At 71.5% G+C, this 25,206-nt stretch carries 21 protein-coding genes; 13 read left to right on the top strand and 8 right to left on the bottom strand.

Annotated elements, in window-relative coordinates; genetic code table 11:
• The first annotated feature begins 239 nt into the window (after positions 1 to 239).
• Genes ACGFI8_RS05875 through hemB form a run of 5 tightly spaced genes read left to right on the top strand, consistent with a single transcriptional unit; the run spans position 240 to position 5,783 of the window.
• Positions 240 to 995, top strand: coding sequence for a redox-sensing transcriptional repressor Rex (locus ACGFI8_RS05875; RefSeq protein ID WP_392800539.1), 756 nt, complete (start codon positions 240 to 242; stop codon positions 993 to 995).
• Positions 992 to 2,290 (top strand): glutamyl-tRNA reductase, encoded by a 1,299-nt coding sequence (locus ACGFI8_RS05870; RefSeq protein WP_392800536.1) that lies wholly within the window; start codon positions 992 to 994, stop codon positions 2,288 to 2,290. The genes ACGFI8_RS05875 and ACGFI8_RS05870 overlap by 4 nt, the downstream gene beginning before the upstream one ends.
• On the top strand, positions 2,287 to 3,216 hold the full coding sequence (gene hemC, locus ACGFI8_RS05865; protein WP_392800533.1) for a hydroxymethylbilane synthase: 930 nt from the start codon (positions 2,287 to 2,289) through the stop codon (positions 3,214 to 3,216). The genes ACGFI8_RS05870 and hemC overlap by 4 nt, the downstream gene beginning before the upstream one ends.
• Positions 3,200 to 4,780 (top strand): uroporphyrinogen-III synthase, encoded by a 1,581-nt coding sequence (locus tag ACGFI8_RS05860; protein WP_392800530.1) that lies wholly within the window; start codon positions 3,200 to 3,202, stop codon positions 4,778 to 4,780. Before hemC ends, ACGFI8_RS05860 begins: the two co-directional genes overlap by 17 nt.
• A gap of 22 nt (positions 4,781 to 4,802) precedes the next feature.
• A complete protein-coding gene (gene hemB / locus ACGFI8_RS05855) occupies positions 4,803 to 5,783 on the top strand; it encodes a porphobilinogen synthase (protein WP_392800527.1) in 981 nt (326 codons plus the stop codon).
• Positions 5,784 to 5,804: 21 nt separating this feature from the next.
• Here the strand turns inward: hemB and ACGFI8_RS05850 are convergent, their stop codons facing one another.
• Entirely contained in the window at positions 5,805 to 6,533 is a 729-nt protein-coding gene (locus tag ACGFI8_RS05850; RefSeq protein ID WP_392800524.1) for a TetR/AcrR family transcriptional regulator, read from the bottom strand.
• 341 nt (positions 6,534 to 6,874) lie between these two features.
• Here ACGFI8_RS05850 and ACGFI8_RS05845 point away from each other — a divergent pair, with 341 nt between their 5' ends.
• The 3 genes from ACGFI8_RS05845 to ACGFI8_RS05835 all read left to right on the top strand — a co-directional run bounded on the left by ACGFI8_RS05845 (position 6,875) and on the right by ACGFI8_RS05835 (position 12,870).
• Complete coding sequence (locus ACGFI8_RS05845; RefSeq protein WP_392800521.1) at positions 6,875 to 9,742, top strand: PQQ-dependent sugar dehydrogenase; 2,868 nt, start codon at positions 6,875 to 6,877, stop codon at positions 9,740 to 9,742.
• 14 nt (positions 9,743 to 9,756) lie between these two features.
• Positions 9,757 to 11,826 (top strand): ThuA domain-containing protein, encoded by a 2,070-nt coding sequence (locus ACGFI8_RS05840; protein ID WP_392800519.1) that lies wholly within the window; start codon positions 9,757 to 9,759, stop codon positions 11,824 to 11,826.
• Positions 11,827 to 11,949: 123 nt separating this feature from the next.
• Entirely contained in the window at positions 11,950 to 12,870 is a 921-nt protein-coding gene (locus ACGFI8_RS05835; RefSeq protein WP_392800516.1) for a DUF3152 domain-containing protein, read from the top strand.
• Between the two features lie 3 nt (positions 12,871 to 12,873).
• Here the strand turns inward: ACGFI8_RS05835 and ACGFI8_RS05830 are convergent, their stop codons facing one another.
• A complete protein-coding gene (locus ACGFI8_RS05830) occupies positions 12,874 to 13,875 on the bottom strand; it encodes a GNAT family N-acetyltransferase (protein WP_392800513.1) in 1,002 nt (333 codons plus the stop codon).
• A gap of 84 nt (positions 13,876 to 13,959) precedes the next feature.
• A complete protein-coding gene (locus ACGFI8_RS05825; protein WP_392800510.1) occupies positions 13,960 to 15,141 on the bottom strand; it encodes a lytic murein transglycosylase in 1,182 nt (393 codons plus the stop codon).
• Between the two features lie 55 nt (positions 15,142 to 15,196).
• Here ACGFI8_RS05825 and ACGFI8_RS05820 point away from each other — a divergent pair, with 55 nt between their 5' ends.
• A complete protein-coding gene (locus ACGFI8_RS05820; RefSeq protein WP_392800507.1) occupies positions 15,197 to 15,418 on the top strand; it encodes a zinc ribbon domain-containing protein in 222 nt (73 codons plus the stop codon).
• 271 nt (positions 15,419 to 15,689) lie between these two features.
• Positions 15,690 to 18,386 (top strand): adenylate/guanylate cyclase domain-containing protein, encoded by a 2,697-nt coding sequence (locus ACGFI8_RS05815; protein WP_392800505.1) that lies wholly within the window; start codon positions 15,690 to 15,692, stop codon positions 18,384 to 18,386.
• A gap of 17 nt (positions 18,387 to 18,403) precedes the next feature.
• Here ACGFI8_RS05815 and ACGFI8_RS05810 read toward each other — a convergent pair whose 3' ends face one another.
• The 4 genes from ACGFI8_RS05810 to ACGFI8_RS05795 are packed head-to-tail and all read right to left on the bottom strand — an operon-like array spanning position 18,404 to position 20,597.
• Positions 18,404 to 18,919, bottom strand: coding sequence for a hypothetical protein (locus ACGFI8_RS05810; RefSeq protein WP_392800504.1), 516 nt, complete (start codon positions 18,917 to 18,919; stop codon positions 18,404 to 18,406).
• 47 nt (positions 18,920 to 18,966) lie between these two features.
• The gene (locus ACGFI8_RS05805) at positions 18,967 to 19,533 is read right to left on the bottom strand and encodes a DNA-3-methyladenine glycosylase I (protein WP_392800501.1); all 567 of its coding nucleotides are present in this window, start codon (positions 19,531 to 19,533) and stop codon (positions 18,967 to 18,969) included.
• 36 nt (positions 19,534 to 19,569) lie between these two features.
• Positions 19,570 to 20,055, bottom strand: a complete 486-nt coding sequence (locus ACGFI8_RS05800; RefSeq protein WP_392800498.1) for an SRPBCC family protein — start codon at positions 20,053 to 20,055, stop codon at positions 19,570 to 19,572.
• On the bottom strand, positions 20,052 to 20,597 hold the full coding sequence (locus ACGFI8_RS05795) for a DivIVA domain-containing protein (RefSeq protein WP_392800496.1): 546 nt from the start codon (positions 20,595 to 20,597) through the stop codon (positions 20,052 to 20,054). Before ACGFI8_RS05795 ends, ACGFI8_RS05800 begins: the two co-directional genes overlap by 4 nt.
• 75 nt (positions 20,598 to 20,672) lie before the next feature.
• Here ACGFI8_RS05795 and folP point away from each other — a divergent pair, with 75 nt between their 5' ends.
• Positions 20,673 to 21,533, top strand: a complete 861-nt coding sequence (folP, locus tag ACGFI8_RS05790) for a dihydropteroate synthase (protein WP_392800493.1) — start codon at positions 20,673 to 20,675, stop codon at positions 21,531 to 21,533.
• A gap of 113 nt (positions 21,534 to 21,646) precedes the next feature.
• On the opposite strand, the gene ACGFI8_RS05785 is transcribed toward folP, so the two are convergent.
• Complete coding sequence (locus ACGFI8_RS05785) at positions 21,647 to 22,036, bottom strand: NADH-quinone oxidoreductase subunit A (RefSeq protein WP_392800490.1); 390 nt, start codon at positions 22,034 to 22,036, stop codon at positions 21,647 to 21,649.
• 293 nt (positions 22,037 to 22,329) lie between these two features.
• Between ACGFI8_RS05785 and ACGFI8_RS05780 the strand changes: the two genes are divergently transcribed.
• Both ACGFI8_RS05780 and ACGFI8_RS05775 read left to right on the top strand, forming a co-directional pair.
• The gene (locus tag ACGFI8_RS05780) at positions 22,330 to 24,177 is read left to right on the top strand and encodes a 2-oxoacid:acceptor oxidoreductase subunit alpha (protein ID WP_392800487.1); all 1,848 of its coding nucleotides are present in this window, start codon (positions 22,330 to 22,332) and stop codon (positions 24,175 to 24,177) included.
• Positions 24,170 to 25,198 (top strand): 2-oxoacid:ferredoxin oxidoreductase subunit beta, encoded by a 1,029-nt coding sequence (locus tag ACGFI8_RS05775; protein WP_392800485.1) that lies wholly within the window; start codon positions 24,170 to 24,172, stop codon positions 25,196 to 25,198. The genes ACGFI8_RS05780 and ACGFI8_RS05775 overlap by 8 nt, the downstream gene beginning before the upstream one ends.
• Positions 25,199 to 25,206 lie beyond the last annotated feature (8 nt).

Raw genomic sequence — 25,206 nt, 5'->3', positions numbered from 1 at the left:
GCCCGCCCGCTGCCGACCGCGTCGGAGAAAGGGGGCACCACGTGCCGCGGGGGCAATTCTCCTGCGCGCGATCCGCACGGGCGGGCGCTGACCTCTACGTGGTGGGCGCCGAGTCTTCAAGATCGCGATTTGTGCACGGCTTCACAAGCGCCTACTCTGTTGCAACGACGAACCCCGTTAGCACAGGCGGTAATCGCCGTTGCGAGCGGCCTCGTAAACCGTCGTCGTCTCGGAGACTCATGAGCCAGCAGCGCACCGGCCCCACGGATGGACCGGAATTTCCGGACCTTCCGGAGGCGACCGTCGCCAGGCTTCCGGAGTACCTGCGTGCCCTGCACCACCTCGCGGAGGAAGGGCACGACACGGTCTCCTCGGAGGGTCTGGCCGCGGCCGCGGGCGTCAACTCCGCCAAGCTCCGCAAGGACCTGTCCCACCTGGGCCGCACCGGCACCCGCGGCGTCGGCTACGACGTGACGCTGCTGATCGACCAGATCGAGCAGGTGCTCGGCCTCACCCATCGGCGGGCCGTCGCGCTCGTCGGTGTGGGTAATCTCGGTCACGCCCTGGCCGGCTACGCCGGGTTCGGCAATCGCGGGTTCCGCATCGCGGCCCTCTTCGACGCCGACCTGGGCCGGGTCGGGGAGCACATCAACGGCCTGGTCGTGCGGCACATCGACGACCTGCCCGAGGTGGTACAGGAAGAGTCGATCTCCATCGCGGTGATCGCCACGCCCGCGCACGCGGCGCAGCACGTGGCGGACCGGCTCGTGGAGGCCGGCGTCACCAGCGTCCTCAACTTCGCACCGTGCGTCTTGAACGTCCCCGAGGGCGTGGACGTGCGTAAGGTCGATCTGGCCATCGAGTTGCAAATCCTGTCCTTCCACGAGCACCGCAAGTCGGCCCTGACGGCGCTGCCGGCGGTGCAGAAGCCCGGACGGGTCGGCCAGGACCTACAACGAGCCAACCGGCTCGGCGGGGAGGCGGTGGGATCATGATCGCAAATCAGAACCTGCTGGTCGTGGGCCTGTCGCACCGGACCGCGGGGGTTCCGCTGCTCGAGCGGCTCGCGCTGAACCCCGGCGAGCTGCCGGACGTGCTCGCCGAGCTCGTCGGGCTGCAGTACGTCGACGAGGCCGTGGTGCTCTCCACCTGCAACCGGGTGGAGATCTACGCCGCCGTCACCGCGTTCCACGGCGGCCTCGCCGACATCGGCGGCGTGCTCGCCGAACGGGCCGGGCTCGCGGTGGGTGAGCTGGCTCCCCAGCTGTACGTCCACTACGAGGTCGACGCCGTCCGGCACGCCTTCCGCGTGGCCGCCGGGCTCGACTCGATGGTCGTGGGCGAGGCGCAGATCCTCGGCCAGCTCCGCGACGCCTACGGCGCCGCCGGTGAGCAGGGCACGGCCGGGCGGCTGCTGCACGAGCTGATGCAGCAGGCCCTGCGGGTCGGCAAGCGGGTGCACGCCGAGACCGAGATCGACCGCGCCGGGCAGAGCGTGGTGAGCGCGGCGCTCGCCTACGGGCAGGGCGCCACCGCGCCGGTCGAGGGGCGTCCCGCGCTGGTCATCGGGGCGGGCGCGATGGGCGCGCTGTCGCTGGCGACGCTGCGCCGGGCCGGGGCCGCTCCGCTCTACGTGACCAACCGCAGCCACGCCCGGGCCGAGCGCCTGGCGGAGCTGCACGGGGCCGAGGCCGTACCGTTCGCGGAACTGCCGTCGCTGCTGGAGCGCGTCGACGTGGTCGTGAGCGCGACCGCGTCGCCGGAGCCGGTGCTCGACGCGCCGCTCGTCGCCGGGGCCAACAGAGACCTGCTGGTCCTCGACCTGGCGCTGCCGCGCGACGTGGCGCCCGCGGTCCGGGAGCTGTCCGGCGTCACGCTCGTCGACATCGAGCTGCTGTCCGAGTCGCTGTCGACCAGCGCCGATGCGGAGGAGCGGGCCGGCGAGGAGATCGTCGCCGTCGAGGTCGAGGCGTTCCTGACCTGGCTGCGCGGCGCTGACGTGGCGCCGACCGTGGCCGCGCTGCGGGCCCGGGCGGACGAGGTCGTCGAGGCCGAGCTGCGCCGGCTGGCTCAGCGCTGCCCGGAGCTCGGCGATGAGGCGCGCGCCGAGGTGTCGCACAGCATCCACCGGATCGTCCAGCGCCTGCTCCACCAGCCGACCGTTCGCGTGCGCCAGCTGGCCGCCGCGCCGGGCGGCGAGGCCTATGCTCAGGCGCTACGTGAGCTGTTCGACCTGCAGATCCCGACTTCGGAGATCAACCCGGCGGCAGCTGGAGAGGTGCACCCGTGACGCTGAGGCTTGGGACCCGGGGCAGCGCGCTCGCGATGGCGCAGTCGACGACCGTCGCCGATGCCGTGCGCGAGCGCACCGGCCGCGACGTGGAACTGATCGAGATCGTCACCTCCGGTGACCGGTCGAGCGCGCCGATCCAGCAGCTCGGCGTGGGAGTGTTCGTCTCCGCCCTGCGCGACGCGCTGCTCAACAAGGAGATCGACTTCGCCGTCCACTCCTACAAGGACTTGCCGACCGCGCCGGCCGAGGGCCTGGTGGTGGCCGCCGTCCCGCTGCGGCAGGACCCGCGCGACGCGCTGGTCGCCCGCGACGGGCTGATGCTCAACGAGCTGCCTGACGGCGCCCGCATCGGGACCGGCGCGCTGCGCCGGATCGCCCAGATCAACGCGTTGGGCCGGCGGCTTTCCGCGGTACCGTTGCGAGGGAACGTGGACACCCGTCTGCGGAAGCTGGCCGAGGGCGAGTTCGACGCCATCGTGCTGGCGCACGCGGGCCTGGCCAGGCTCGGCCGCGGCGGGGAGGCGACCGAGGTGCTTGATCCGCTGCTGATGCTGCCCGCACCCGCGCAGGGCGCGCTGGCGGTCGAGTGCCGTGAGGACGATGCCGAGCTGCGCGAGGTGCTCGCCGCGCTCGACGATGAATACACCCGCGCGGCGGTCGCCGCCGAGCGGGCGCTGTTGGCCGAGCTCGAGGCGGGCTGCTCCGCCCCGATCGCGGCGCTGGCCGAGGTCGCCGAGGGCGACGAGGGGCCGGAGATTTATCTGCGCGGTGCGGTGTTCAGCCCGGACGGCGGCTTCGCCCTCCGGCTCTCGCGCACCGGAACGCTCGCCGACGCCGCGGAGGTGGGCCGAGCCCTGGCCCGCGACCTGCGCGAAGAAGGCGCCGACAACGCACTGGGAGTGCAGCATGACCCGCACCCGTAAGGGCACCGGCCGGATCGCCTTCGTCGGGGCCGGCCCCGGCGACCCCGGCCTGCTGACGCGCCGCGCCCATGAGGCGCTGGTGACCGCCGACCACGTCGTCTACGACCGCAATGTCCCGGAGCCGCTGCTCGCCGCGATCCGCGCCGAGGCCGACCCGGAGGCCCAGTTCAGCCCGGCCGAGGGGGCGCCCGGCGACGTGGCCAAGGTGCTGCTGTCCGCGGCCCGCTCCGGCCTGCGCGCGATCCACCTCGTCGGTGGCGACCCGCTGGCGCACGAGACGGTACTCAAGGAGGTGCAGGCCGTCGCCCGCACCGCGGTGCCGTTCGAGGTCGTGCCCGGCATCGGCCAGGCCTCCGGCGTCGCCACCTATGCCGGCGTGCCGCTGCCCGGCGTACGCGTGACCGCCGACGTCGACGACGTGCAGTCCGTCGACTTCGAGGCCGTCGCCGCCGCCGTGACCCGCGGCTCCTCCGCGCTCGCCGTCGACGCGGGCGACCTCGCGGCCGTCCGCGACGGGCTGCTGGCCGCCGGGGTCGACCCGATCACGCCGGTCTCGATCACCGGCGACGGCACGGGCGAGACGCAGTACAGCTCCGCCTCCAGCGTCGACAGCATGGTCGCCGCCGCGCTCGGCTTCGCCGGCCGCGTGGTGCTGTGCCTGGGCGCCGGCGTCGCGCACCGCGAGAAGCTCGGCTGGTGGGAGAACCGCCCGCTGTACGGCTGGAAGGTGCTCGTCCCTCGCACCAAGGAGCAGGCCGGCGCGATGAGCGAGCGGCTGCGGGCCTACGGCGCCATTCCGTGCGAGGTGCCGACGATCGCCGTCGAGCCGCCGCGCACCCCGGCGCAGATGGAGCGCGCGATCAAGGGCCTGGTCGACGGCCGGTACGCCTGGACCGTCTTCACCTCGGTCAACGCCGTCCGCGCGGTCTGGGAGAAGTTCGCCGAGCACGGCCTCGACGCCCGCCACTTCGGCGGCGTGAAGGTCGCCTGCATCGGCGAGGCCACCGCCGAGGCGGTCCGCGGCTTCGGCATCGTGCCCGAGCTGGTGCCGGCCGGCGAGCAGACCTCCGAGGGCCTGCTGGCCGAGTTCTCGCCGCACGACGAGGTGCTCGACCCGGTCGGCCGGGTGCTGCTGCCCCGCGCCGACATCGCCACAGAGACCCTCGCCGCCGGCCTCACCGAGCTGGGCTGGGAGGTCGACGACGTCACGGCGTACCGCACGGTCCGCGCCGCGCCGCCGCCGGCCGACATCCGCGACGCGATCAAGTCCGGCGGCTTCGACGCGGTGCTCTTCACGTCGTCGTCCACCGTGCGCAACCTGGTCGGCATCGCCGGCAAGCCGCACGCCCGCACCGTCGTCGCGGTGATCGGGCCGAAGACGGCGGACACCGCCGTCGAGTTCGGCCTGCGCGTCGACGTGCAGCCGCCGCACGCCTCCGTTCCCGACCTGGTCGAGGCGCTGGCGGGCTACGCTGTGGAGCTGCGCGAGAAGCTCGCCGCGATGCCTGCCAAGCAGCGCCGCGGCTCGAAGGTGCAGGGCCCGACCGCCCTGCGGTTCCGCTAGAGGTTTCGTAGGGGGTCATCCCGTGGGGTTCCCTGAGGTCCGGCCGCGCCGGCTGCGTCGCACTCCCGCGATGCGCCGGCTCGTGGCCGAGACGCACGTGCAGCCGTCCAACCTGATCCTGCCGATGTTCGTGAAGGAGGGGCTGACCGAGCCGCGGCCGATCAGCTCCCTGCCCGGCGTCGTGCAGCACTCCCGCGAGTCGCTGCGCAAGGCCGCCGCCGAGGCGGTCGCCGAGGGCGTCGGCGGGCTCATGCTCTTCGGCGTGCCGGAGACGCGCGACGAGACCGGCTCCGGCGGCCTCGACCCCGACGGGATCCTCAACGTCGCCATCCGCGACGTGATCTCCGAGGTCGGCGACTCGACCGTGGTCATGTCCGACCTGTGCCTGGACGAGTTCACCTCGCACGGGCACTGCGGCGTGCTGGCCCCCGACGGGGCCGTCGACAACGACGCCACGCTGCGGCAGTACGAGCTGATGGCGCTGGCGCAGGCCGAGGCCGGCGCCCACGTGCTCGGCCCGTCCGGGATGATGGACGGCCAGGTCGGCGTCGTGCGTTCGGCGCTGGACCGGGCCGGCTACACCGACGTGTCGCTGCTGGCCTACGCCGTCAAGTACGCCAGCGCCTTCTACGGCCCGTTCCGCGAGGCCGTCGAGTCCGCCCTGGTCGGCGACCGCAAGACCTATCAGCAGGACCCGGCCAACGTGCGCGAGTCCCTGCGCGAGGTCGCCCTCGACGTCGAGGAGGGCGCGGACATGGTCATGGTCAAGCCCGCGCTGCCGTACCTCGACGTGCTCGCCCGCGTTGCCGAGATGGTGGACGTGCCGGTGGCCGCCTACCAGGTCTCGGGTGAATATGCGATGGTCGAGGCGGCCGTGGCCAACGGCTGGCTGGACCGCGAGCGGGTCGTGCTGGAGACGCTGACCTCGATCCGCCGGGCCGGCGCCCAGCTGATCCTGACGTACTGGGCGAGCGACGCGGCCCGACTCCTGCGCAAAATCTGAAAACCGATCGGGCAGGCGCCCTCAGCGGGGCGGGCGATGAAGAAGAAGCTCGCCCTCGACGCCTGGCGCGAGGCCTGCTGAGGCGCCGAAGTCCGCCTCCGCGGTGAGGCCGTTACGCTCCGCCAGGGCATGCATGGCGCGCAGGATGCCGGCCCGGTCCGGCGCCGGCTCGGCCGGGGCGTCGGCGGGCGCGCGCAGGCCGGCGAGGGTGTACCCGAGCTGCCGCCGCCACGCCGTCGGTGCGGTCGCGCCGGTGCGCTCGACCAGCCCGGCGTTGGCCATGAGCACGGGGACCACGTCCTCGTGCTGAAAGTCCGGCCGCAGCACCCCGGCGGCCCGGGCGCGGTCGATGAGCGCGGTCAGGCCCAGGAAGGCGCGCCCGCGCAGGCTTTCCAGCTCCGGTACCCCGGACACGGTCGCGGTCAGCAGGTCGGCGAAGGCGCGGTTGCCGGCCTGCACCTCGCACAGGAACGTCAGGTGCTCGGCGAACGCGGCCCACGGGTCCTCGACGGCGAGCGCCTGCTCGGTCGCCGCCACCACCTCCCGCAGCGCGTCGGCGAACACCGCGGCGACGAGGTGGCCGCGGCTGGGGAAGCGGCGGTAGAGGGTGGCGTTGCCGACCTGAGCACGCCGCGCGATCTCGTCGAGCGGGGCCTCCAGCCCGCGCTCGGCGAACACGACCTTCGCGGTTTCCACGAGCTGCCGGCGGTTGCGCTCGGCATCCCTGCGCAACGGCCCCTGCGCCCCCATGGCTACATCATAGGCAGGCGGCCGGCCCCGGTTGGGCGAAGGTGCATCGTGGCGGTTCGCCTGGTTACCGCGCTGTTTTGACCGTTTTCGCACCGTACCGAGGCCACTCGGAGTCTTTTGGCTGGTCCAGCAAAAGTTTCCGCTGTGTTGAAGGAAAGTGTGGACAGTCGCATCCAATGACTTTAATGTGTCCCCCACGACACCATGGTGTTTCGTCGATGTATCCGGCTCGGCGCCGGACACGGAACGCCCGCTGCGGGCCGACCGCAGCTCCCCGGCTACGGCATCCGGCGCGGCGGCGCGCGCCCTGCCTGGCGCGTCAGAGGTCAGGAAGGGACACAGTGAACCAGCAGCCCTCACATCATCGATGGCGGCCGATTGGTGCCGCCCTGCTGCTCGCCTCGGCGAGCCTCACCGCCACGACCGCCGCGGTCGTCGCCGCACCCGCCACGCCTGCGGCGGCGGCCATCAACCCCGCGGACTTCCAGCAGGTCACCCTGGCGAAGGGGGAGCCGGAGGTGGGCGAGCCGCTCGCCATCTCGGTGCTGCCCGACCGCTCGGTGCTGCACACCGCGCGCAACGGCACGCTGCGGCGCACCGACGCGAGTGGGACGACGACCGTGATCGCCAACATCCCGGTCTACACGCACGACGAGGAGGGGCTGCAGGGCGTCGCCGCGGACCCGAACTTCGCGACCAACCGGTACATCTACCTGTACTACGCGCCGCCGCTGAACACTCCCGCGGGCGACGCGCCGGCCAGTGGTACCGCCGCGGACTGGGCGACCTGGACCGGCGTGAACCGGCTGTCCCGCTTCACGCTCAACGCCGACTACACGGTCAACCTGGCCAGCCAGGTCAACATCCTGGACGTCCCGGCCAACCGCGGCATCTGCTGCCACGTGGGCGGGGACATCGACTTCGACGCCCAGGGCAACCTGTACCTGTCGACCGGCGACGACTCCAACCCGTTCGACTCCGCCGGCTACTCGCCGATCGACGAGCGGACCGACCGCAACCCGGCGTACGACGCGCAGCGCTCCTCAGCCAACACCAACGACCTGCGCGGCAAGATCCTGCGGATCAAGGTCAACGCCGACGGGTCGTACTCGATCCCGGCCGGGAACATGTTCGCGCCCGGCACCGCCAACACCCGGCCCGAGATCTACGCGATGGGCTTCCGCAACCCGTTCCGCATGTCCGTGGACAAGGCGACCGGCGTCGTCTACGTCGGCGACTACGGCCCGGACGCGGGCACCACGGACCCCAACCGCGGCCCGTCCGGCCAGGTGGAGTTCGACCGGATCACCGGCCCCGGCAACTTCGGCTGGCCGTACTGCACCGGCACGAACACCACCACCGAGACGTACAACAAGTGGAACTTCGCGACCAACTCGACCGGCCCGAAGTACAACTGCGCCGGTGGCCCGACGAACACCTCGTTCCGCAATACCGGGCTGACCACGCTGCCCCCGGCGAAGCCCGCCTGGATTCGCTACGGCGGCGACGCGGGCAGCCCGCCGGAGTTCGGCGGCGGATCCGAGTCGCCGATGGCCGGCCCGGTCTACCACTACGACGCGAACAACCCGTCGACCACGAAGTTTCCGCAGGCGCTGGACGGCATGTTCTTCGCCGGCGAGTTCGGCCGCGGCTGGATCAAGCCGATCAAGATCAACGCGGACGGGTCGCCGGGCGCGATCGACAACTTCGCGTGGAACGGCAAGCAGGTCATGGACATGCAGTTCGGCCCCGACGGGTCGCTGTACGTCCTGGACTACGGCACCGGCTACTTCAACGGCGACGTCAACTCGGCGCTGTACCGCTACGACTACGTCGGCGCCGGCGGCAATCGCGCCCCGACCGCCGTGGCCGGCGCCAACGTGACCTCGGGCGTGGCGCCCCTGGCCGTGAACTTCTCCTCGGCCGGCTCGTCCGACCCGGAGGGCGGCCTGCTGACGTACTCGTGGACGTTCGGCGACGGCGGCACGTCGACCGCCGCCAACCCGTCGCACACGTTCACGACCAACGGCAACTACGCGGTGACCCTGACCGTGAAGGACAACCAGAACGCGATCGGCACCGCCAACGTGCTCATCAGCGTCGGCAACACCGCGCCGACGGTCACGATCCAGGGCCCGGCCCCGGGCCAGCTGGTGTCCTTCGGCGACTCGGTGCCGTGGAGCGTCACGGTGACCGACCCCGAGGACGGCCCGATCGACTGCGGCAAGGTCACGATGACCTACGTGCTCGGCCACGACCAGCACGCGCACCAGATCACCTCGCAGACCGGCTGCGCGGGCACGATCACGATCCCGGTCGACGGCGAGCACGACTCGGCGTCGAACATCTTCCCGATCTTCGACGCGCAGTACACCGACAAGGGCGGGCTGACAACCCACGCGCAGAGCATCATGGCGCCGCGGTACCGCCAGGCCGAGTTCTACAAGACCTCCTCCGGCGTCGACCCGATCGTCAAGCCGGCGGCCGAGGGCGGCAAGACCGTCGGCAACATCAACAACGGTGACTGGATCGGGTTCGAACCGTACAAGCTCAACAACGCCACCTCGTTCACCGCCCGGGTCTCCTCCGGCGGCGCGGGAGGCACGCTGCAGCTGCGCACCGGCTCGCCGACCGGCACGATCATCGGCTCGGCGACGGTCCCGGTGACCGGCTCGTGGGAGACGTTCACCACGGTCGGCGGGCCGATCAGCAACGCGCCGGCCGGCACCACCTCGCTGTACCTCACCTTCTCCGGCAACACGACGGCCGCGCTGTTCGACGTGGACAGCTTCACGTTCACCACCGGCCCGACCGGCAACGGTGTCGGCCCGGTCAAGGGCCTCGCGGGCAAGTGCCTGGACGTGCGCAACGCGGCCACCGCCGACGGCACGCAGATGCAGCTGTACACCTGCAACGGCACCGGGGCGCAGGTCTTCGTGGTTTCTGGCCCAATAGCCGGCCAGCAGCTCAAGGTGCTGGGCAAGTGCCTGGACATCTCCGGCGGCGGCACCGCGGACGGCACGAAGGTGCAGCTGTGGACGTGCAACGGCACCGGTGCGCAGAACTGGGTGGCGCAGGCCGACGGCTCGCTGCGCAACCCGCAGTCCGGCAAGTGCCTCGACGTGGCCGGCGCGAACACCGCCGACAGCACGCCGGTTCAGCTGTACACCTGCAACGGGACCAGCGCCCAGAAGTGGACTCTGCCGTGAGGACAGTCATGCGGATGCGCACCGCCCTCGCCGCGGCCGCCCTGGTCGCGGGCACCCTCGTCGCCACGCCGGCCCTCGCCGCCGACGCGCCGTACGACGTCCTGGTCTTCTCCAAGACCGCGGGCTTCCGGCACGACTCGATCCCGGCCGGGATTCAGGCGACCCGGGACCTGGGTGCGGCGAACAACTTCACCGTGACCGCCACCGAGGACGCCGCCGCGTTCACGACCGCCAACCTCGCGCAGTACGAGGCCGTCGTGTTCCTCAGCACCACCGGCGACGTGCTCAACGACGCCCAGCAGACCGCGTTCGAGTCCTACATCCGTGCCGGCGGCGGGTATGTCGGCGTCCACGCGGCCGCCGACACCGAGTACGGCTGGCCCTTCTACGGCCAGCTGGTCGGCGCCTGGTTCGCCAGCCATCCGGCGATCCAGCAGGTCAACTCGAAGACGGAGGACCGGGCCAACCCGGCGACGTCACACCTGCCGCAGACCTGGACCCGCACCGACGAGCTGTACAACTACCAGTCCAACCCGCGTGCCACCGCGCACGTGCTGGCCACCCTCGACGAGTCGTCGTACTCCGGCGGCACGATGGGCGCCGACCACCCGATCACCTGGTGCAAGACCATCGACGCCGGGCGCTCCTTCTACACCGGTTTCGGGCACACCCAGGAGTCGTACGCCGACGCCAACTTCCGCACCGAGCTGCTCGGCGGTATCCGGTACGCGGCCCGGCGGGCCCAGGCCGACTGCCGGCCCGAGACCGGCTACGCCGCGCTCTACAACGGCTCCACCGCCGGCTGGTCCCAGTCGGGCCCGGGCGGCTTCACCAACGCGGACGCCACGCTGAGCTCGACCGGCGGCATGGGGCTGTTCTGGTACAGCGCGAAGCAGTACACCGACTACTCGCTCAAGGCCGACTTCCGCATCACCGGCGACAGTAACTCCGGGGTGTACGTCGGCTTCCCGAACCCGGGCAACGACCCCAACGTCGCGGTCAACCAGGGGTACGAGATCCAGATCGACGCCACCGACACGCCCGACCGCACCACGGGCGCGATCTACGGCTTTCAGTCCGCCGACCTGGCGGCGCGCGACGCGGCGCTCAACCCGCCCGGCGCGTGGAACACCTACGAGATCCTGGTCGAGGGGCAGCGGATCCGGGTGTTCCTCAACGGGTCGCTGATCAACGACTTCACGAACAGCGATCCGAACCGCAATTTGGACGGGTATGTCGGCATCCAGAACCACGGTGCCGGCGACCAGGTCTCGTTCCGCAACATCCGGATCAAGGAGCTGACCGGTTTCACCGTCGAGGCTGAGTCCTACACCTCGGCCAGCGGCGTCCAGCCCTACACCAAGGCCGGGGCCAGCAACGGCCAGACGCTGGGCTTCATCGACCCGGGCGACTGGGCCGGCTATTCCGGCGTCGCCGTGGGCGGGGCCACGTCGTTGCGGGCGCGCGTCGTCTCCGGCGGTCCGGGCGGGCAGATCCAGGTCCGCACCGGCTCCGCGACCGGCCCGATCCTCGGCTCGGTCACCGTGCCCAACACCGGCGGCTGGGAGACCTTCGCCGACGTGACCACGCCGCTCACCGGCGTCCCAGCGGGCACCGCCAACGTGTTCCTGACCTTCACCGGCACGGGCTCCGGCCTGTTCGACGTCGACAACTTCACCTTCGTCAAGCCCCCGGCCGGACCCGTCAGCGGGCCGGTGAAGGGCCTCGCGGGCAAGTGCCTGGACGTGCGCAACGCGGGCACCGCCGACGGCACGCAGATCCAGCTGTACACCTGTAACGGCACCGGCGCCCAGAGCTGGACGGTCACCGGGCAGACGCTGCGGGCGCTGGGCAAGTGCCTGGACGTCTCCGGCGGCGGCTCCGCGGACGGCACGAAGATCCAGCTGTGGACGTGCAACGGCACCGGCGCGCAGAACTGGGCCGCCCAGGCCGACGGCTCGCTGCGCAACCCGCAGTCGGGCAAGTGCCTGGACGTGGCCGGGGGCAATTCGGCCGACAGTACGGTGGTCCAGCTGTACACCTGTAACGGCAGCGCCGCGCAGAAGTGGACCCTGCCGGCGTAGGCGCGCAAGATCCGGTGCGGCGGGGGCTCTACGAAGACGTAGGCCCCCGCCATCCGGTTGCCCGCCAGTGAGCAATGCCATCGGGGGCAGCGTCGGTTGCGACTTTCGTTTAGGCTCGGCCGAGTGCTGGGGACACGTGTGGGGAAGATGATCCTGGTCGGCGCGCTGCTGGCCAATCTGGTCGGCTGCGGCACACAACCGGAGTCGTCGTCGCCGGGGGGCGACGTGACGGTCGACGCGATGTCGAGCACCGACCCGTTCCCGACCGCCCAGCTCGAGGGCGACAGCGAGCTCGCCCCGGCGCCGTCCCCGTCGAAGAAGCCCAGCGCCAAGCCGTCGGCGTCGCTGAAGCGGGTCAACCCGGGCGGCGACACCGGCGGCGCCAAGCCGGTGAACTCCAACGACGGCGTGCCCAGCCTCGGCAGCGGCACGTTCACCGCGGCCGGCGGGAGCACCGACGTGGTCGGGTCGGCCGACGCGGCGACGCTGGTGAAGTACCGCGTCGAGATGGAGAACGGCATCCAGTGGGGCAACAACCAGGTCTGGACGACCTCGTCGCTCGCCGCCGAGGTCGACCGGGCGATCGCCTCGCCGCAGGGCTGGACGATGTCCGGCGAGCACCCGGTCACCTACTCGCCCAACAAGATCAGCGGTGCGACCTGGAAGTTCCAGCGTGTCAGCGGCGACGACTACAACGTGGTGCTGCGCCTGGCCACCCCCGGGACCGTCGACAAGCTGTGCAAGTCGGTCGGGGTCAACACCCAGGGCATCTACTCCTGCCGGTACGGCAAGACGATCCTGCTCAACCTGCGCCGCTGGCTCAAGGGCATCGACGGCTTCCCCGCCGGCATCGACTTCCACTCGATGACCGTCCTGCACGAGATGGGCCACTTCCTCGGCTTCGACCACATGAAGTGCCCCGGCTCGGGCCGGGTCGCGCCGCTCATGCAGACGCAGACGATCGCCCTGAACGGCTGCAAGCCCAACGCCTACGCGTTCACGTCCGACGGCACGTTCGTGCAGGGCCCCTGGGCGCCGAGCTGACGCTCAGCCCTTCAGGCGGCGCAGGAGGTCGATCACGTCGGCCTCGTATTCGCGCCACTCGCGGTCGGGCTTGAACCCCAGCTCCGCGTTGACCTGCAGCAGCGGCTCGTTCTCCAGCGCGTTCCAGGTCTGCACGTCCAGCAGGTCCGGCTCGGCGGCGCGCAGCTCGAACAGCATCCGCGCCTTGATCGCCCGGCTGATGCCGTAGCCGCGGTGGCTGGGCACCTCGATCGTGTCGTACTGGTCGGCGCGGGTCGGCCGCTGCGCGGGCACGACGACCTCGGTGAGCCCGGCGATCGTCTCCGACTGCTCGTGCACGGCGAGCACGATGTAGGGCTTGAGGCCGCGCGCGTGCAGCGTGCGCAGGCTCGCCGCGAGTCGCTCGGAGTCGTAGGAGCTCGGCCGCAGCTCGAGGTCCTCGACCACGGCGGCGCGGGCGGCCTCCTTCGCCGCCGCGTAGCCCGCGTAGAGCTCGGGCGGCGGGCCGCCCGGGTAGTACTCGATGCGGTATCCGGCGCTGATGCCGGCGGCCATCTCGCCCAGCCGCAGCCAGTCCACGCCGGCCAGGTCGAGCCGGTTGCGCATCTCGATGAACGCGCACTCGAAGCCGTGCGTCTCGAAGAACTTCACGCTCGGGGTGCCGCCGATGACCTCGACCCCGACGGACTCGAAGCCCTCCTCGGCGGCCCGGCGGGCGACGGCGGCCAGCAGCGCGGTGCCGACGCGGCCGTGCCGGGCGCCCGGGACGACCGACAGCTCGAGCACGCCGATCTCCTCCAGCGCCAGCAGGCTGGCGTGGCCGAGGATCTCACCCGACTCGGAGGTTGCCAGCCACGACGTGCGCTGCTCGCCCGGCATGGTGACGGCGAGGTACTCCCGGAACATGTTCTCGCGCCACGGCGGGTCCTCGGGCACATCGACAACGACGATGTCGTTGAGCGCCCGCAGCACCGCCTCGATCTCGGCCGCGGGCGCGGTCCCCGGGTCCCACTCGCGCACCTTCACGCCCTAAGCCTGCCCCTGTTTGTGGCTGAGCGGAAGTACCAGGGCGCAGAGCGTGGCATTGATCTACTCGCGGGTGGTTTGCGCTCAGCCCTGGCGGTCCCGGCGGCCGTACTCGTTGGTGGCGTTGAACACGGCGGCGCGGTACTCCTCGGGCACGTTGTAGGCGTGGATGGCCGCGTTCCAGCCGTCCAACGTGGACAGGTCGCGGTTGTTGGCGCACAGGAACGCGGCGGCGGTCAGGGCGGCGTCGTTGATGTTGTTGATGTCGATCACGCCGTCGTTGTCGGCATCCAGGCCATACGCCCGCCAGGTGGACGGCAGGAACTGCATCGGCCCGACGGCGCGGTCCCAGGTGCGGTCGTTGTCCAGCGCGCCCTGGTCGGTGTCGGCGATCGCCTGGCGGCCGTTCTGCCCGTCCAGCGGCGGGCCGATGATCGGCGGCACGGAGCGGCCGTCGTCCTGCAGGACCGAGCCGTTGGCGCGCCCGTGGTCCGACTCGACCTTGGCGATGCCGGCCAGGGTGGTCCACGTCAGGTGGCACTTCGGGTAGCTGCGGACGGTGACCGCCTCGGCGTACGCATACGCCTGCAGCGCCACCACCGGGATGTCCAGCCGGACCGAGCGGGAGCCGGCCCACGCCCCGTACACGTCGGCGGGGCGCTCGTGGGTGCCGGGCGGCGGGCTGAAGGTGGACGAGCCCGACGGCGTCTCCGGCTGTGGCGCCTCGCCGGTGGCGGGTGCGCCGGTGAGCCCCGGCGCACCGTTGGTGCCCGCGGGCGCCTGGACGGACCGCGAGGGGTCGGCCTGAGTCTTGGACGCGCCGGGGATCACGACGGCGCCGGCCACGCCGACCACGCCGGCCGCGGCCAGCACGACCGCGACGAGCACGCCGGGCAGCAGGAACCGGATCCCCGGGCGGGCGCGCATGTGCGCGAACCGCTCCCGTCGCGCGTCCAGCGGCCGCTGCCGTGACTCGATCACGTCCCCGAGCGGCGGTCGCGGCGGCCCGGACGCGTCGCCGACCGGCGGCCGTCCGACCGTGCCGCCGACTGCCGGCCGTGGCCCGAACGCGTTGCTCGGCTCCGGCGCGGCGTGGCGCGGCTTGTGCGGCGATTTTGGTCCTTTGTCCGGCTCCGGCGCAGTGATCTCCACCGGGATCCAGCGGTCGGCGGCCTGCCCGGGGACCGGGGGCCGGACGGCGGGTGCCGGCGGAGTGTCCACTGTGGTCGCTCGCTCCGCCTCCGGCGACTCGTCGTTGCTTGCCACGGGTCGAGTATTCCTGAATTCCCGGGCGCGTGTCACCGTGGCATAGCCTGTGAGAATGCCACGCTACGAGTACCGCTGCCGCGCCTGCGGTGACACCTTCGAGATGCAACGCCCGATGAGTGAAGCCAATGTGAAGACCGCCTGTCCGGCGGGCCACGACGACACCGTCAAACTGCTGTCCACGATCGCCGTCGGCGGCTCCGCGCTGAATGCCCCGCGGGGTGATGCCCCGGGTGGTGCCGGGGGTGGTTGCTGCGGCGGCGCGTGCGGCTGCTGAAACATTGTTACCGATCGGTTTCAAGTTACATTGGCAAAACGGCTTTGATGTTGTGGCTTGTTGTGCCACAACCGCTACCGGAGTGTTGTCGTTACGTCACGCGAAACCCACTCAAGCTTCGCCCTCCATCGTTGCTGACCAGCACGGATCGCCCCGGACGACGGTCCGGGGTCGACCTTGAGGGTTGCCGGTGGGGACCGTTTCTACGATGTGCGCGCCACCGGGGTGGGGAAATATGGGGCACGCCTGAAAAAGGAGGCGGAGGTTTCACGTGTCGGGGCGGACGCACCTGCCCAGCGGGCTGGTGACTTTCCTCTTCACTGACATCGAGGGCTCGACCCGCTTGGCCCAGATGCTCGGTGCGGGATACCGGCCGGTGCTCCACGAGCACCGGGAGGTGATTCGCCGCGCACTGTCCAAAGCGGACGGTGTAGAGCTTTTCACCGAGGGTGATTCGCTCTTCGTGGCCTTCGCCGACGCGGCCGCCGCCCTCAACGCGTGTGCCGAGGCCCAGCGCGAGCTCGCCGCCCACAACTGGCCCAGCCCCGAGGCGCGCCCCAGGGTCCGGATGGGCCTGCACACCGGCTTCGCCGAGCCCTACGGGGGCGAGTACACCTCACCCGAGGTGCACCGCGCCGCCCGCGTCGCCGCCGCCGCCCACGGCGGGCAGGTGCTCTGCTCCGCCGCCACCGCCGCCCGCGCCGGCGTGGCGGGGGCGCCGCTCGACGACGACGCGTGGCTGCTCGACCTCGGCCTGCACCGGCTGCGCGGGTTCGACGGCTTCGAGCGGATCTTCCAGCTCGTCGCCCCCGGGCTCGACCGGCAGTTCCCGCGCCCGCGCACGATCGACGCGCCGGCCCACAACCTGCCCGTGCAGACGACCCGCTTCATCGGCCGCGCCGCGGAGCGCGCCGCCGTGCGCGACCTGATCGGCCGGCACCGCCTGGTCACCGTCGTCGGCGCGGGCGGCGCCGGGAAGACCCGGGTCGCCGTCGAGGCCGCCGGCGAGATCGTCGAGCAGTTCCGCGACGGCGTCTGGTTCGCCGACCTCAGCGCCGTCGCGACCGGTGACCTCGTCGACGTCAGCGTCGCCGCCGCCCTCGGCCTGCGCCCCGAGCCGGGCCGCCCGGTCGGGCAGACCATCGCCGACCACGTCCGCGACCGCCGCCTGCTCGTCCTGCTCGACACCTCCGACGCCCAGCTGCCCGCGGCGCGCCGGCTCGTCGCCCGGCTGCTCGCCGCCGGCCCCGAGGTCGCCGTGCTCGCCACCAGCCGCGAGCCGCTCGGCCTCGCCGGCGAGGTCGTCTGGCGCATCCCGCCGCTGTCGGTCGAGGCGGCCAGCGGCGGCGGCTTCAGCGACGCCGTGGCCCTGCTCGTCGACCGCGCCTCCGCCGCCCGCGGCGGCCGCCCCGCCGAGCCCGGCGACATCGCCCACCTCACCCGGGTCGCCTCGGCGCTCGAGGGCCTGCCGCTGGCCCTGGAGCTGGCCGCGGCCCGCCTGCGCCTGCTGTCCGCCGCGCAGCTGGCCGACCGCATCGGCGACGTCCTGGGCACGCTGGACGCCGGCTCGCCGGTCGTCTCACCGGACCTGAAGGACCTGTCCGACTCCTCGGACCGGCACCGCACGATGCAGGCCGCGGTCGGCTGGTCGTATCGCACCCTCGACCCGCGCTCCGCCCGCCTCCTTCGCTGGCTGTCGGTCTTCGCCAGCCCGGTCGACCTGCCCGCGATCGAGTGGCTGCACGACGGCGACCCCCTCGACCCGCTGGCCACCCTGGTCGACAAGTCCCTGCTGCAGGCCGAGGCCGGCGCCACCAGCGCCACCTACCGCATGCTCGACCCGATCCGCGCCTACGCCGCCCGCCTGCTGCTCGAGGCCGGCGAGGAGGAGTCGGCCCGCGAGCGGCACGTCGCCTGGTGCCTGCAGGCCGCCCACGACGCCTACCTCGACCCCGAGGGCCGCCCGGTCACGCTGTCCCTCTACACCCTCGACCCGCTCGCCGACGAGCTGCGCGCCGCCCTGCACTGGACGGTGACCCGGGGCAGCGCCCGCCAGGGCCTGGCGCTGGCCGGCTCCCTGGACCAGTGGTGGCGCGAGCGCGGCCTGGTGCGGGAGGGCCGGATGTGGCTTTTCCGCCTGTACGAGCGGATCAGCGCCACGGGCGAGCCGGTCCCCGACGCCGAGCTGGCCGCGGCGTACCACATGCACTCCCTGCACGCCGGCGCGGACGGCGAGACGGTCGAGGAGCTCCGTTTCTCCCAGCGCGCCGAGTCCGCTGCCCGCCGCGCGGGCGACCCGGGCCTCATCGCGCGCATCCTCTCCGCCCGTGGCGCCCCCCTCCTCGAGATGGGCCGCACCGAGGAGGCCGAACGCCTCTGCCGCGACGTCATCGCCTGGTCCGAGGACCAGGGCGTCGCCGGCGAGGCCGTCTTCGCCGTCTACGCGCTGGCCCAGCTCCTCTGGCGCCGCGGCGCCCTGGACGAGGCCGCCGGCCTGCTGGCCAGCGCCCGCCCCCTGGAGAACAGCCGCCCGATGGACCGCGGCCGCCGCACCGTGGACATGCTGCTGGGCATGGTCGCCCTCTCGAGGGGCGACCTGGTGGCCGCGCACGACCACCTCATCGTGGCCCTGCGCTCCCGCATGACCCACGGCTTCCACCTGCGCGTGTGCGAGTCCCTCAACGCCATGGCCGTGCGCTGCGCGCTGGCCGAGGACGCGGAGACGGCCGCCCGCCTGTTCGGCGCCGCCCAGGCCACGAGGATCCGCCTGCGCTGCTCGACGGGCGCCTTCGGCGCGTACTGGACGGAGCAGCAGGCAACCCTGCGCACCGCGATGGGCGACGCCGCCTTCGACACCGCCTACGCCGCGGGCGGCACCCTGAGCCTGGAGGAGTCGGTGGCTCTGGCCCTGACGATCGAGCACCCGGACCTCATCGCCGGCTCGATCCGCTTCTCAACGGTCGAGTAGCCCAGCCGCCGGCCCCGTCAGTCCTCCTCCGGGTCCTGATTGGCCTCGGCCCCCAGCACGTACGCCTGCATGGCCAGTTCGTCCCCCGCCGGCCACACGAAGGCGGGCAGTTCGGCCGGCCCGAGCTCCCGCACGTAGCTCCAGAACGCCCGGACCGCCTCCCCGGGCGAGGCGGCCTCGATGGGCATGTCGACGCTGACCAGCCACGTCCGCTTCGCGCCGCCCCGCGGCGAGTCGGCGGAGGCCCTCCGCGCGACGTCGAGGAAGGCATCCTCATCGAGCCGCCGGGCCCCGACCTCACCCGAAAGACCACCCGCGGGCAGCGGCCGGTCGAGCAGGTTCACCGTGTACTGCAGCCGGCCCTCGGCATCGACCCGGCCCAGCCCGAAGACAACGGGCGATTCGCCGGCGGCAACGAGCAGCGCTTCATCCCCGACGGTGAGCCCATCCTCCGGAACCGAAATCCCCCCGGCCCCGTACAGCCGCTCAGCTTCGTACTGCTTCTCGGAGACAACCACCACCCACTTCGCCATGCCTTCATTGCATCACGCAGCCAGAAGGGGATTTGTCGACGTGTCGCTCAGATGTCCACGAAGCACCCCACAACATGGTCATTGACCATGCCGGTCGCCTGCATCAACGCATAAGCCGTGGTAGGCCCGACGAACCGAAACCCGCGCCGCTTCAGGTCCTTCGCCATCGCCTTCGACTCCGCCGTCACCGCCGGCACCACCGAGAAGTCCACCGGCCGGGGCCGCACCTCCGGCGCGAACGACCACAGCAGCGCCGCGATCCCGCCGGGCAACTCCGCCGCCGCCCGGGCATTCGCGATCGCCGCCTCGATCTTCGCCCGATTGCGGACAATCCCGGCATCCCCGAGTAACCGCTCGATGTCGGCCTCCCCGAAGGCCGCCACCTTCTCGATCTCGAACCCGGCGAACGCGGCGCGGAAGGAAGGACGCTTGCGCAGGATCGTGATCCAGGACAATCCGGACTGGAACGCCTCCAGCGTCATGCGCTCATACAGCCCGTTGTCGTCGCGGACCGGCCGGCCCCACTCGTTGTCGTGATACTCCAGGTAATCGGGTGTCGACGCGGCCCACCCGCACCGGGCCAGCCCGTCTTCTCCCACCACCACGTCGACCATGCCTCGGAACCTACTCCGGGGGTACGACAAAAATCGCTACGCCAGCCGCCCCGACTCCACCAGCCGGGCGAACCGCCGCAACGCCCCGGTCAGGCCGGCCTTCGAGCCCGGCCAGAGCAGCGGCCACGCGAGCCGGCCCGCGGGGCCGGCCGGCAGGTGGAACCACTCGTGCCACACGACCTGGGTGCGGTCGGTGCCCAGCTGGGTGCAGCGCATCACACCCGGGCCCCGCAGGACCTTGCCGTAGTGCACGACCCGCACCTCGAAGGGCGGGTCGACCTTCACCACCCGCATGAGGTCGCGCAGCATCGCCGGGCCCATCTGGGTCACCGCCTCGATCTGGCTGCCCTCGCCGCCGTCGCCGTCGAGCACCCGGACCTTCGTGAACGGGATCCACTCGCCCTGCCGCTCCCAGTCGGTGAGCGCCGCGAACACCCGTGCGGCCGGGGCGGCCACGATCGTCGTTGCCGTGACCTCGCCCGGACCGGGTCGTGCCGCCTCGGTGAAGTCCTCGGCGGTCACTTCACCACCGGAGAGGGGCGGCCCCATGAGTCATCGGCGGAGGCGTCCCAGTTGTTGTCGGAGTTGTTGTCGGAGGACGGCTTCTCGTCCAGGTCGACGTCCGGCTCCTCGGCGTCGTCCGAGGTCTCCGCGGCGGGCTCGGCCGGCGCGTCCGACGGCGTGCCGGTGGTCGTCGACGCCCCGGCCGCGGCGGCTTGGCGCGCGTCGCGCAGCGCGTCCGCGTCCTCCTGCCGTCCCTCGCGGAGAGCCTTGATCTCGGCCTCGAGGACCTGGATCAGCTCCTCCTTGTAGCCGATGTCGTAGCCGGCCCGCCGCAGCGCGGCGTCGACCTGGTTCATTCGGTAGCCCCGGAGGACTGTGTCGAACCGCAGCTGGTTCACGTCGCCCTCGACGAGCGGTCGCGACGACGGCAGCGGTACGGAGCGTCCGTCCGGTTCATGTCCTTCGATCCCCGGGTCGTCACCGGTGATCAACAGCGACACGCCGAACCCGATGGCCCCGACGACCACAGCGGCAATCAACACCAGGAGGAACTCAGCCATAGGGGGAATCGTGGCACGCTGAGTACGCCTGGGCGAGCCCGGCACACCCTTCTGAAGAAACATGGAGGTCATGCAATGTTCCGTCTGGGCGCCCGGCACTTCGCCGACGGCGAGTATGCGGTGATGGCGATCGTCAACCGGACTCCGGATTCCTTCTTCGACCGGGGTGCAACTTTCGCCGAGGATGCCGCGCTGCGGGCCGTCGAGGGCGCGGTGGCGGAGGGCGCCGACATCATCGACATCGGCGGCGTCAAGGCCGGTCCGGGCGAGACGGTCGACGCGGCCGAGGAGCTGCGCCGCACGCTGCCCACGATCGAGAAGATCCGGACGATGTTCCCCGAGGTCGTGATCTCGATCGACACCTGGCGGGCCGAGGTGGCCCGGGAGGTCGTCGCGGCCGGCGCCGACCTCATCAACGACACGTGGGCGGGCGCCGATCCCGGCCTGGCCGAGGTCGCCGCCGAAACGGGGGCCGGCCTGGTCTGCTCGCACGCCGGGGGCCTCACGCCGCGCACCCGGCCGCACCGGGCCGCGTTCCAGGATCCGGTGACCGATGTGGTACGCACGGTCACCGCACTGGCGGAGCGGGCCGTCGCGCTCGGCGTGCGCCGCGACGGCATCCTCATCGACCCGGCCCACGATTTCGGCAAGAACACCCGCCACTCCCTGGCCATCACCAACCGCCTCGGCGAGCTGGTCGGGACGGGCTGGCCGGTGCTGGTCGCGCTGTCGAACAAGGACTTCATCGGCGAGACGCTCGACCTGCCGGTGGGGGAGCGGCTGGAGGGCACGCTGGCGGCGACGGCGGTCTCGGCGTGGCTGGGGGCTCGGGTGTTCCGCGCCCACCAGGTGCGCGCCACCCGCCGCGTCCTTGACACCGTCGCGGCGATCCGGGGCGAGCGGCAGCCGACCGTGTCCCGCCGCGGCCTTGCCTAGCCCCCGGCGTCGCAGACATAGGCCGAACGGCTGTTGCACCGTGCATATACGAAATGTCGGATAAATCCGGCCATGGCGTGGCTGGATTTATCCGCCGGCAAATGCGAAAGGTCTCAGGTCCAGCGCAGAATGTTCTTCCGCCACGCGTAGAGGATGCCGAGGAACAGCACGGCCACGAAGATCGCCATCTCGACGATCACCGCCCCGCCGTACCCCGGCGTGTCGAACACGACCGCCCAGGGGAACAGGAACACGCTCTCCACGGCGAACAGTGTGTAGAGGTAGGCGTACACGTAGTAGCGGATCTGTGCCTGCGCCCAGTCGCCGCCGACCGGGTCCAGCCCGCATTCGTACGTCTCGTACTTCGAGTCACCAGCCGTCGTCCGGTCGGCCGAACGGCGCGGTCCGAGGAGCCGGTTGGCCGTGAACGCGGCGAGGAAGACCGCGGCTCCGACCAGGAGGAGGAGTCCGAGCGTTGCATATCCACCCAGATATCCGCTCATCGTACGCACCGTACCCGCATCATCACGATCTCCGATATGCCCAAAGCGCGAGTGTCGCCGCCGGCGGCCCGCTCAGACCAGACTAGAAGGACGGCGAACCGGGTGGCGGCTCCAGGCCGGCTCCGTCTCGATGAGTCGGATTTGCGACCCGCGCACAGCGACGCGCGCGGCGCAATGACGAAAGTCGCAGCTTCGGTGCTACGGAAGGGATATGCGCCGCAGGCGCGCCGTTCATGCCGACGTACCCTCAGGGTGTAGGACAACACGATCGCCGCAATAGGAGGTCAGCTCACGTGACCAAGCAGGTCCGCCAGCTGGATCGAGTGGTCATCAGGTTCGCTGGCGATTCCGGCGACGGTATGCAGCTCACCGGTGACCGCTTCACTTCCGAGACCGCACAGCTCGGAAACGACATATCCACGCTGCCGAACTTCCCCGCCGAGATCCGCGCCCCCGCCGGCACCCTCCCGGGCGTGTCGAGCTTCCAGGTGCACTTCGCCGACTTCGACATCCTCACGCCGGGTGACGCCCCCAACGTGCTTGTCGCCATGAATCCGGCGGCCCTGAAGGCCAACCTCGCCGACCTGCCCAAGGGTGCAGCGATCATCGTCAACACCGACGAGTTCACCAGCCGCAACCTGGCCAAGGTGGGGTATTCGTCCAACCCCCTCGACGACGGCTCGCTGGAGGGCTGGAACGTCGCCCCGGTCGGCCTGACCTCGATGACGGTCAAGGCGCTCGAGTCGTTCGAGATCTCCAAGAAGGACGCCGAGCGCGCGAAGAACATGTTCGCGCTCGGCCTGTTGTCGTGGATGTACTCCCGCCCGTACGAATCCACGATCTCCTTCCTCGAGCGCAAGTTCGCCTCCCGCCCGGAGCTCGTCGCCGCGAACATCGCCGCGTTCAAGGCCGGCTGGAACTTCGGCGAGACGACCGAGAACTTCGCCGTGCGCTACGAGGTCAAGCCGGCCCGCATGGACGCCGGCAACTACCGCAACATCACCGGCAACGCGGCGCTCGCGCTGGGCATCGTCGCCGCGGGCGTGCGCTCCGAGCTGCCCGTCTTCCTCGGCGCGTATCCGATCACCCCGGCCTCCGACATCCTGCACGAGCTGAGCAAGCACAAGAAGTTCGGCGTGACCACGGTGCAGGCCGAGGACGAGATCGCCGCGATCGGCGTGGCCCTAGGCGCCTCCTACGGCGGCGCGCTCGGCGTGACCACCACGTCCGGCCCCGGCGTCGCGCTCAAGGGCGAGACGATCTCGCTCGCGGTCGCCCTGGAGCTGCCGCTGGTGATCATCGACGTGCAGCGGGCCGGCCCGTCCACCGGCCTGCCGACCAAGACCGAGCAGGCCGACCTCAACATGGCGCTGTTCGGCCGGCACGGCGAGGCCCCGGTCGCCGTGCTCGCGCCCCGCTCGCCCGCGGACTGCTTCACCACCGCCCTGGAGGCGGCACGCATCGCGCTGACCTACCGCACGCCGGTGATCCTGCTCTCGGACGGGTACATCGCCAACGGCTCCGAGCCCTGGCGCCTGCCGGAGATCGCCGACCTGCCCGACCTGCGGGTGCGGTTCGCCACCGAGCCCAACGGCGAGGACGGCAAGACGTTCCTGCCGTACCTGCGCGACCCGCAGACCCTGGCCCGGCCCTGGGCCGTCCCGGGCACCCCCGGCCTGGAGCACCGAATCGGCGGCCTGGAGAAGGCCGACCGCACCGGCGACATCTCCTACGACCCGGCCAACCACGACTTCATGGTGCGGACCCGGGCCGCGCGCATCGAGGGCATCGACGTCCCCGACGTGGAGGTCGAGGACCCGGACGGCACCGCGCGCGTCCTGGTGCTCGGCTGGGGCTCGACGTACGGGCCGATCGGCGCCGCCGCCCGCGCCCTGCGCCAGCGCGGCCTGTCGATCGCCCAGGCGCACCTGCGCCACCTCTCGCCCATGCCGAAGAACCTGGGCGAGGTGCTCAAGAACTACGACAAGGTCGTCATCCCGGAGATGAACCTCGGCCAGCTCGCCGGGGTCATCCGGTCGCGCTACCTGGTCGACGCCATCGCCTACAACCAGGTCCGCGGCCTGCCGTTCACCGCGGCCGAGCTGGAGGGCGTGCTCGAGGAAGTGGTCAAGAATGCCTGAGCAGTTGAAGCTGACGACCAAGGACTTCAAGTCCGACCAGGAGGTGCGCTGGTGCCCCGGCTGCGGGGACTACGCGATCCTGGCCGCGGTCCAGTCTTTCATGCCCGAGCTCAACATTCCGCGCGAGCGGATCGTCTTCGTCTCCGGCATCGGCTGCTCCTCGCGGTTCCCGTATTACATGAACACCTACGGCATGCACTCGATCCACGGCCGTGCGCCGGCGATCGCGTCCGGCCTGTCGGTGTCCCGCCCCGACCTGTCGGTCTGGGTCGTCACGGGCGATGGTGACGCGCTGTCCATCGGCGGCAACCACCTGATCCACGCGCTGCGCCGCAACGTCAACCTCAAGATCCTGCTGTTCAACAACAAGATCTACGGGCTGACCAAGGGTCAGTACTCGCCGACGTCGGAGATTGGCAAGATCACGAAGTCGACGCCGGCCGGGTCCGCCGACTCGCCGTTCAACCCGATCTCGCTCGCGCTGGGCGCGGAGGCGAGCTTCGTCGCCCGCACCATCGACTCCGACCGCAAGCACCTGCAGTCGGTCCTGCGCGCGGCCGCCGAGCACCGCGGCTCCGCGTTCGTCGAGATCTACCAGAACTGCAACATCTTCAACGACGGCGCGTTCGACGCCCTCAAGGAGCCCGCCACCCGCGACGACTTCCTGATCCGGCTGGAGCACGGGCGGCCGATCACGTTCGGCAAGGACGGCGAGTGGGCGGTCACGCACCCGCCCGGCGGCTTCGGTCTCTCCGTCGTGCCGACCGCGTCGGTGGGCGCCGACGAGATCGTCGTGCACGACCAGACGGTCGCCGAGCCGGCGTACGCGTTCGCCCTGTCCCGGCTGCCGGGCCTCGACCTGCGCAACACCCCGATCGGCGTGTTCCGCTCGGTCGACCGGGCGGCCTACGACGACATCGTCCGCGACCAGCTGGCCACCGCGAAGGCCAAGGCGAAGGGCACCCCGGAGGAGGAGCTCGCCGCCCTGCTCAACAGCGGCGACACCTGGACGATCCTCTAGCCCCTCAC

The organism is Dactylosporangium sp. NPDC048998, assembly GCF_043197855.1.
GTDB lineage: Bacteria > Actinomycetota > Actinomycetes > Mycobacteriales > Micromonosporaceae > Dactylosporangium.
This window is presented reverse-complemented; position numbering and strand designations above follow the sequence as displayed.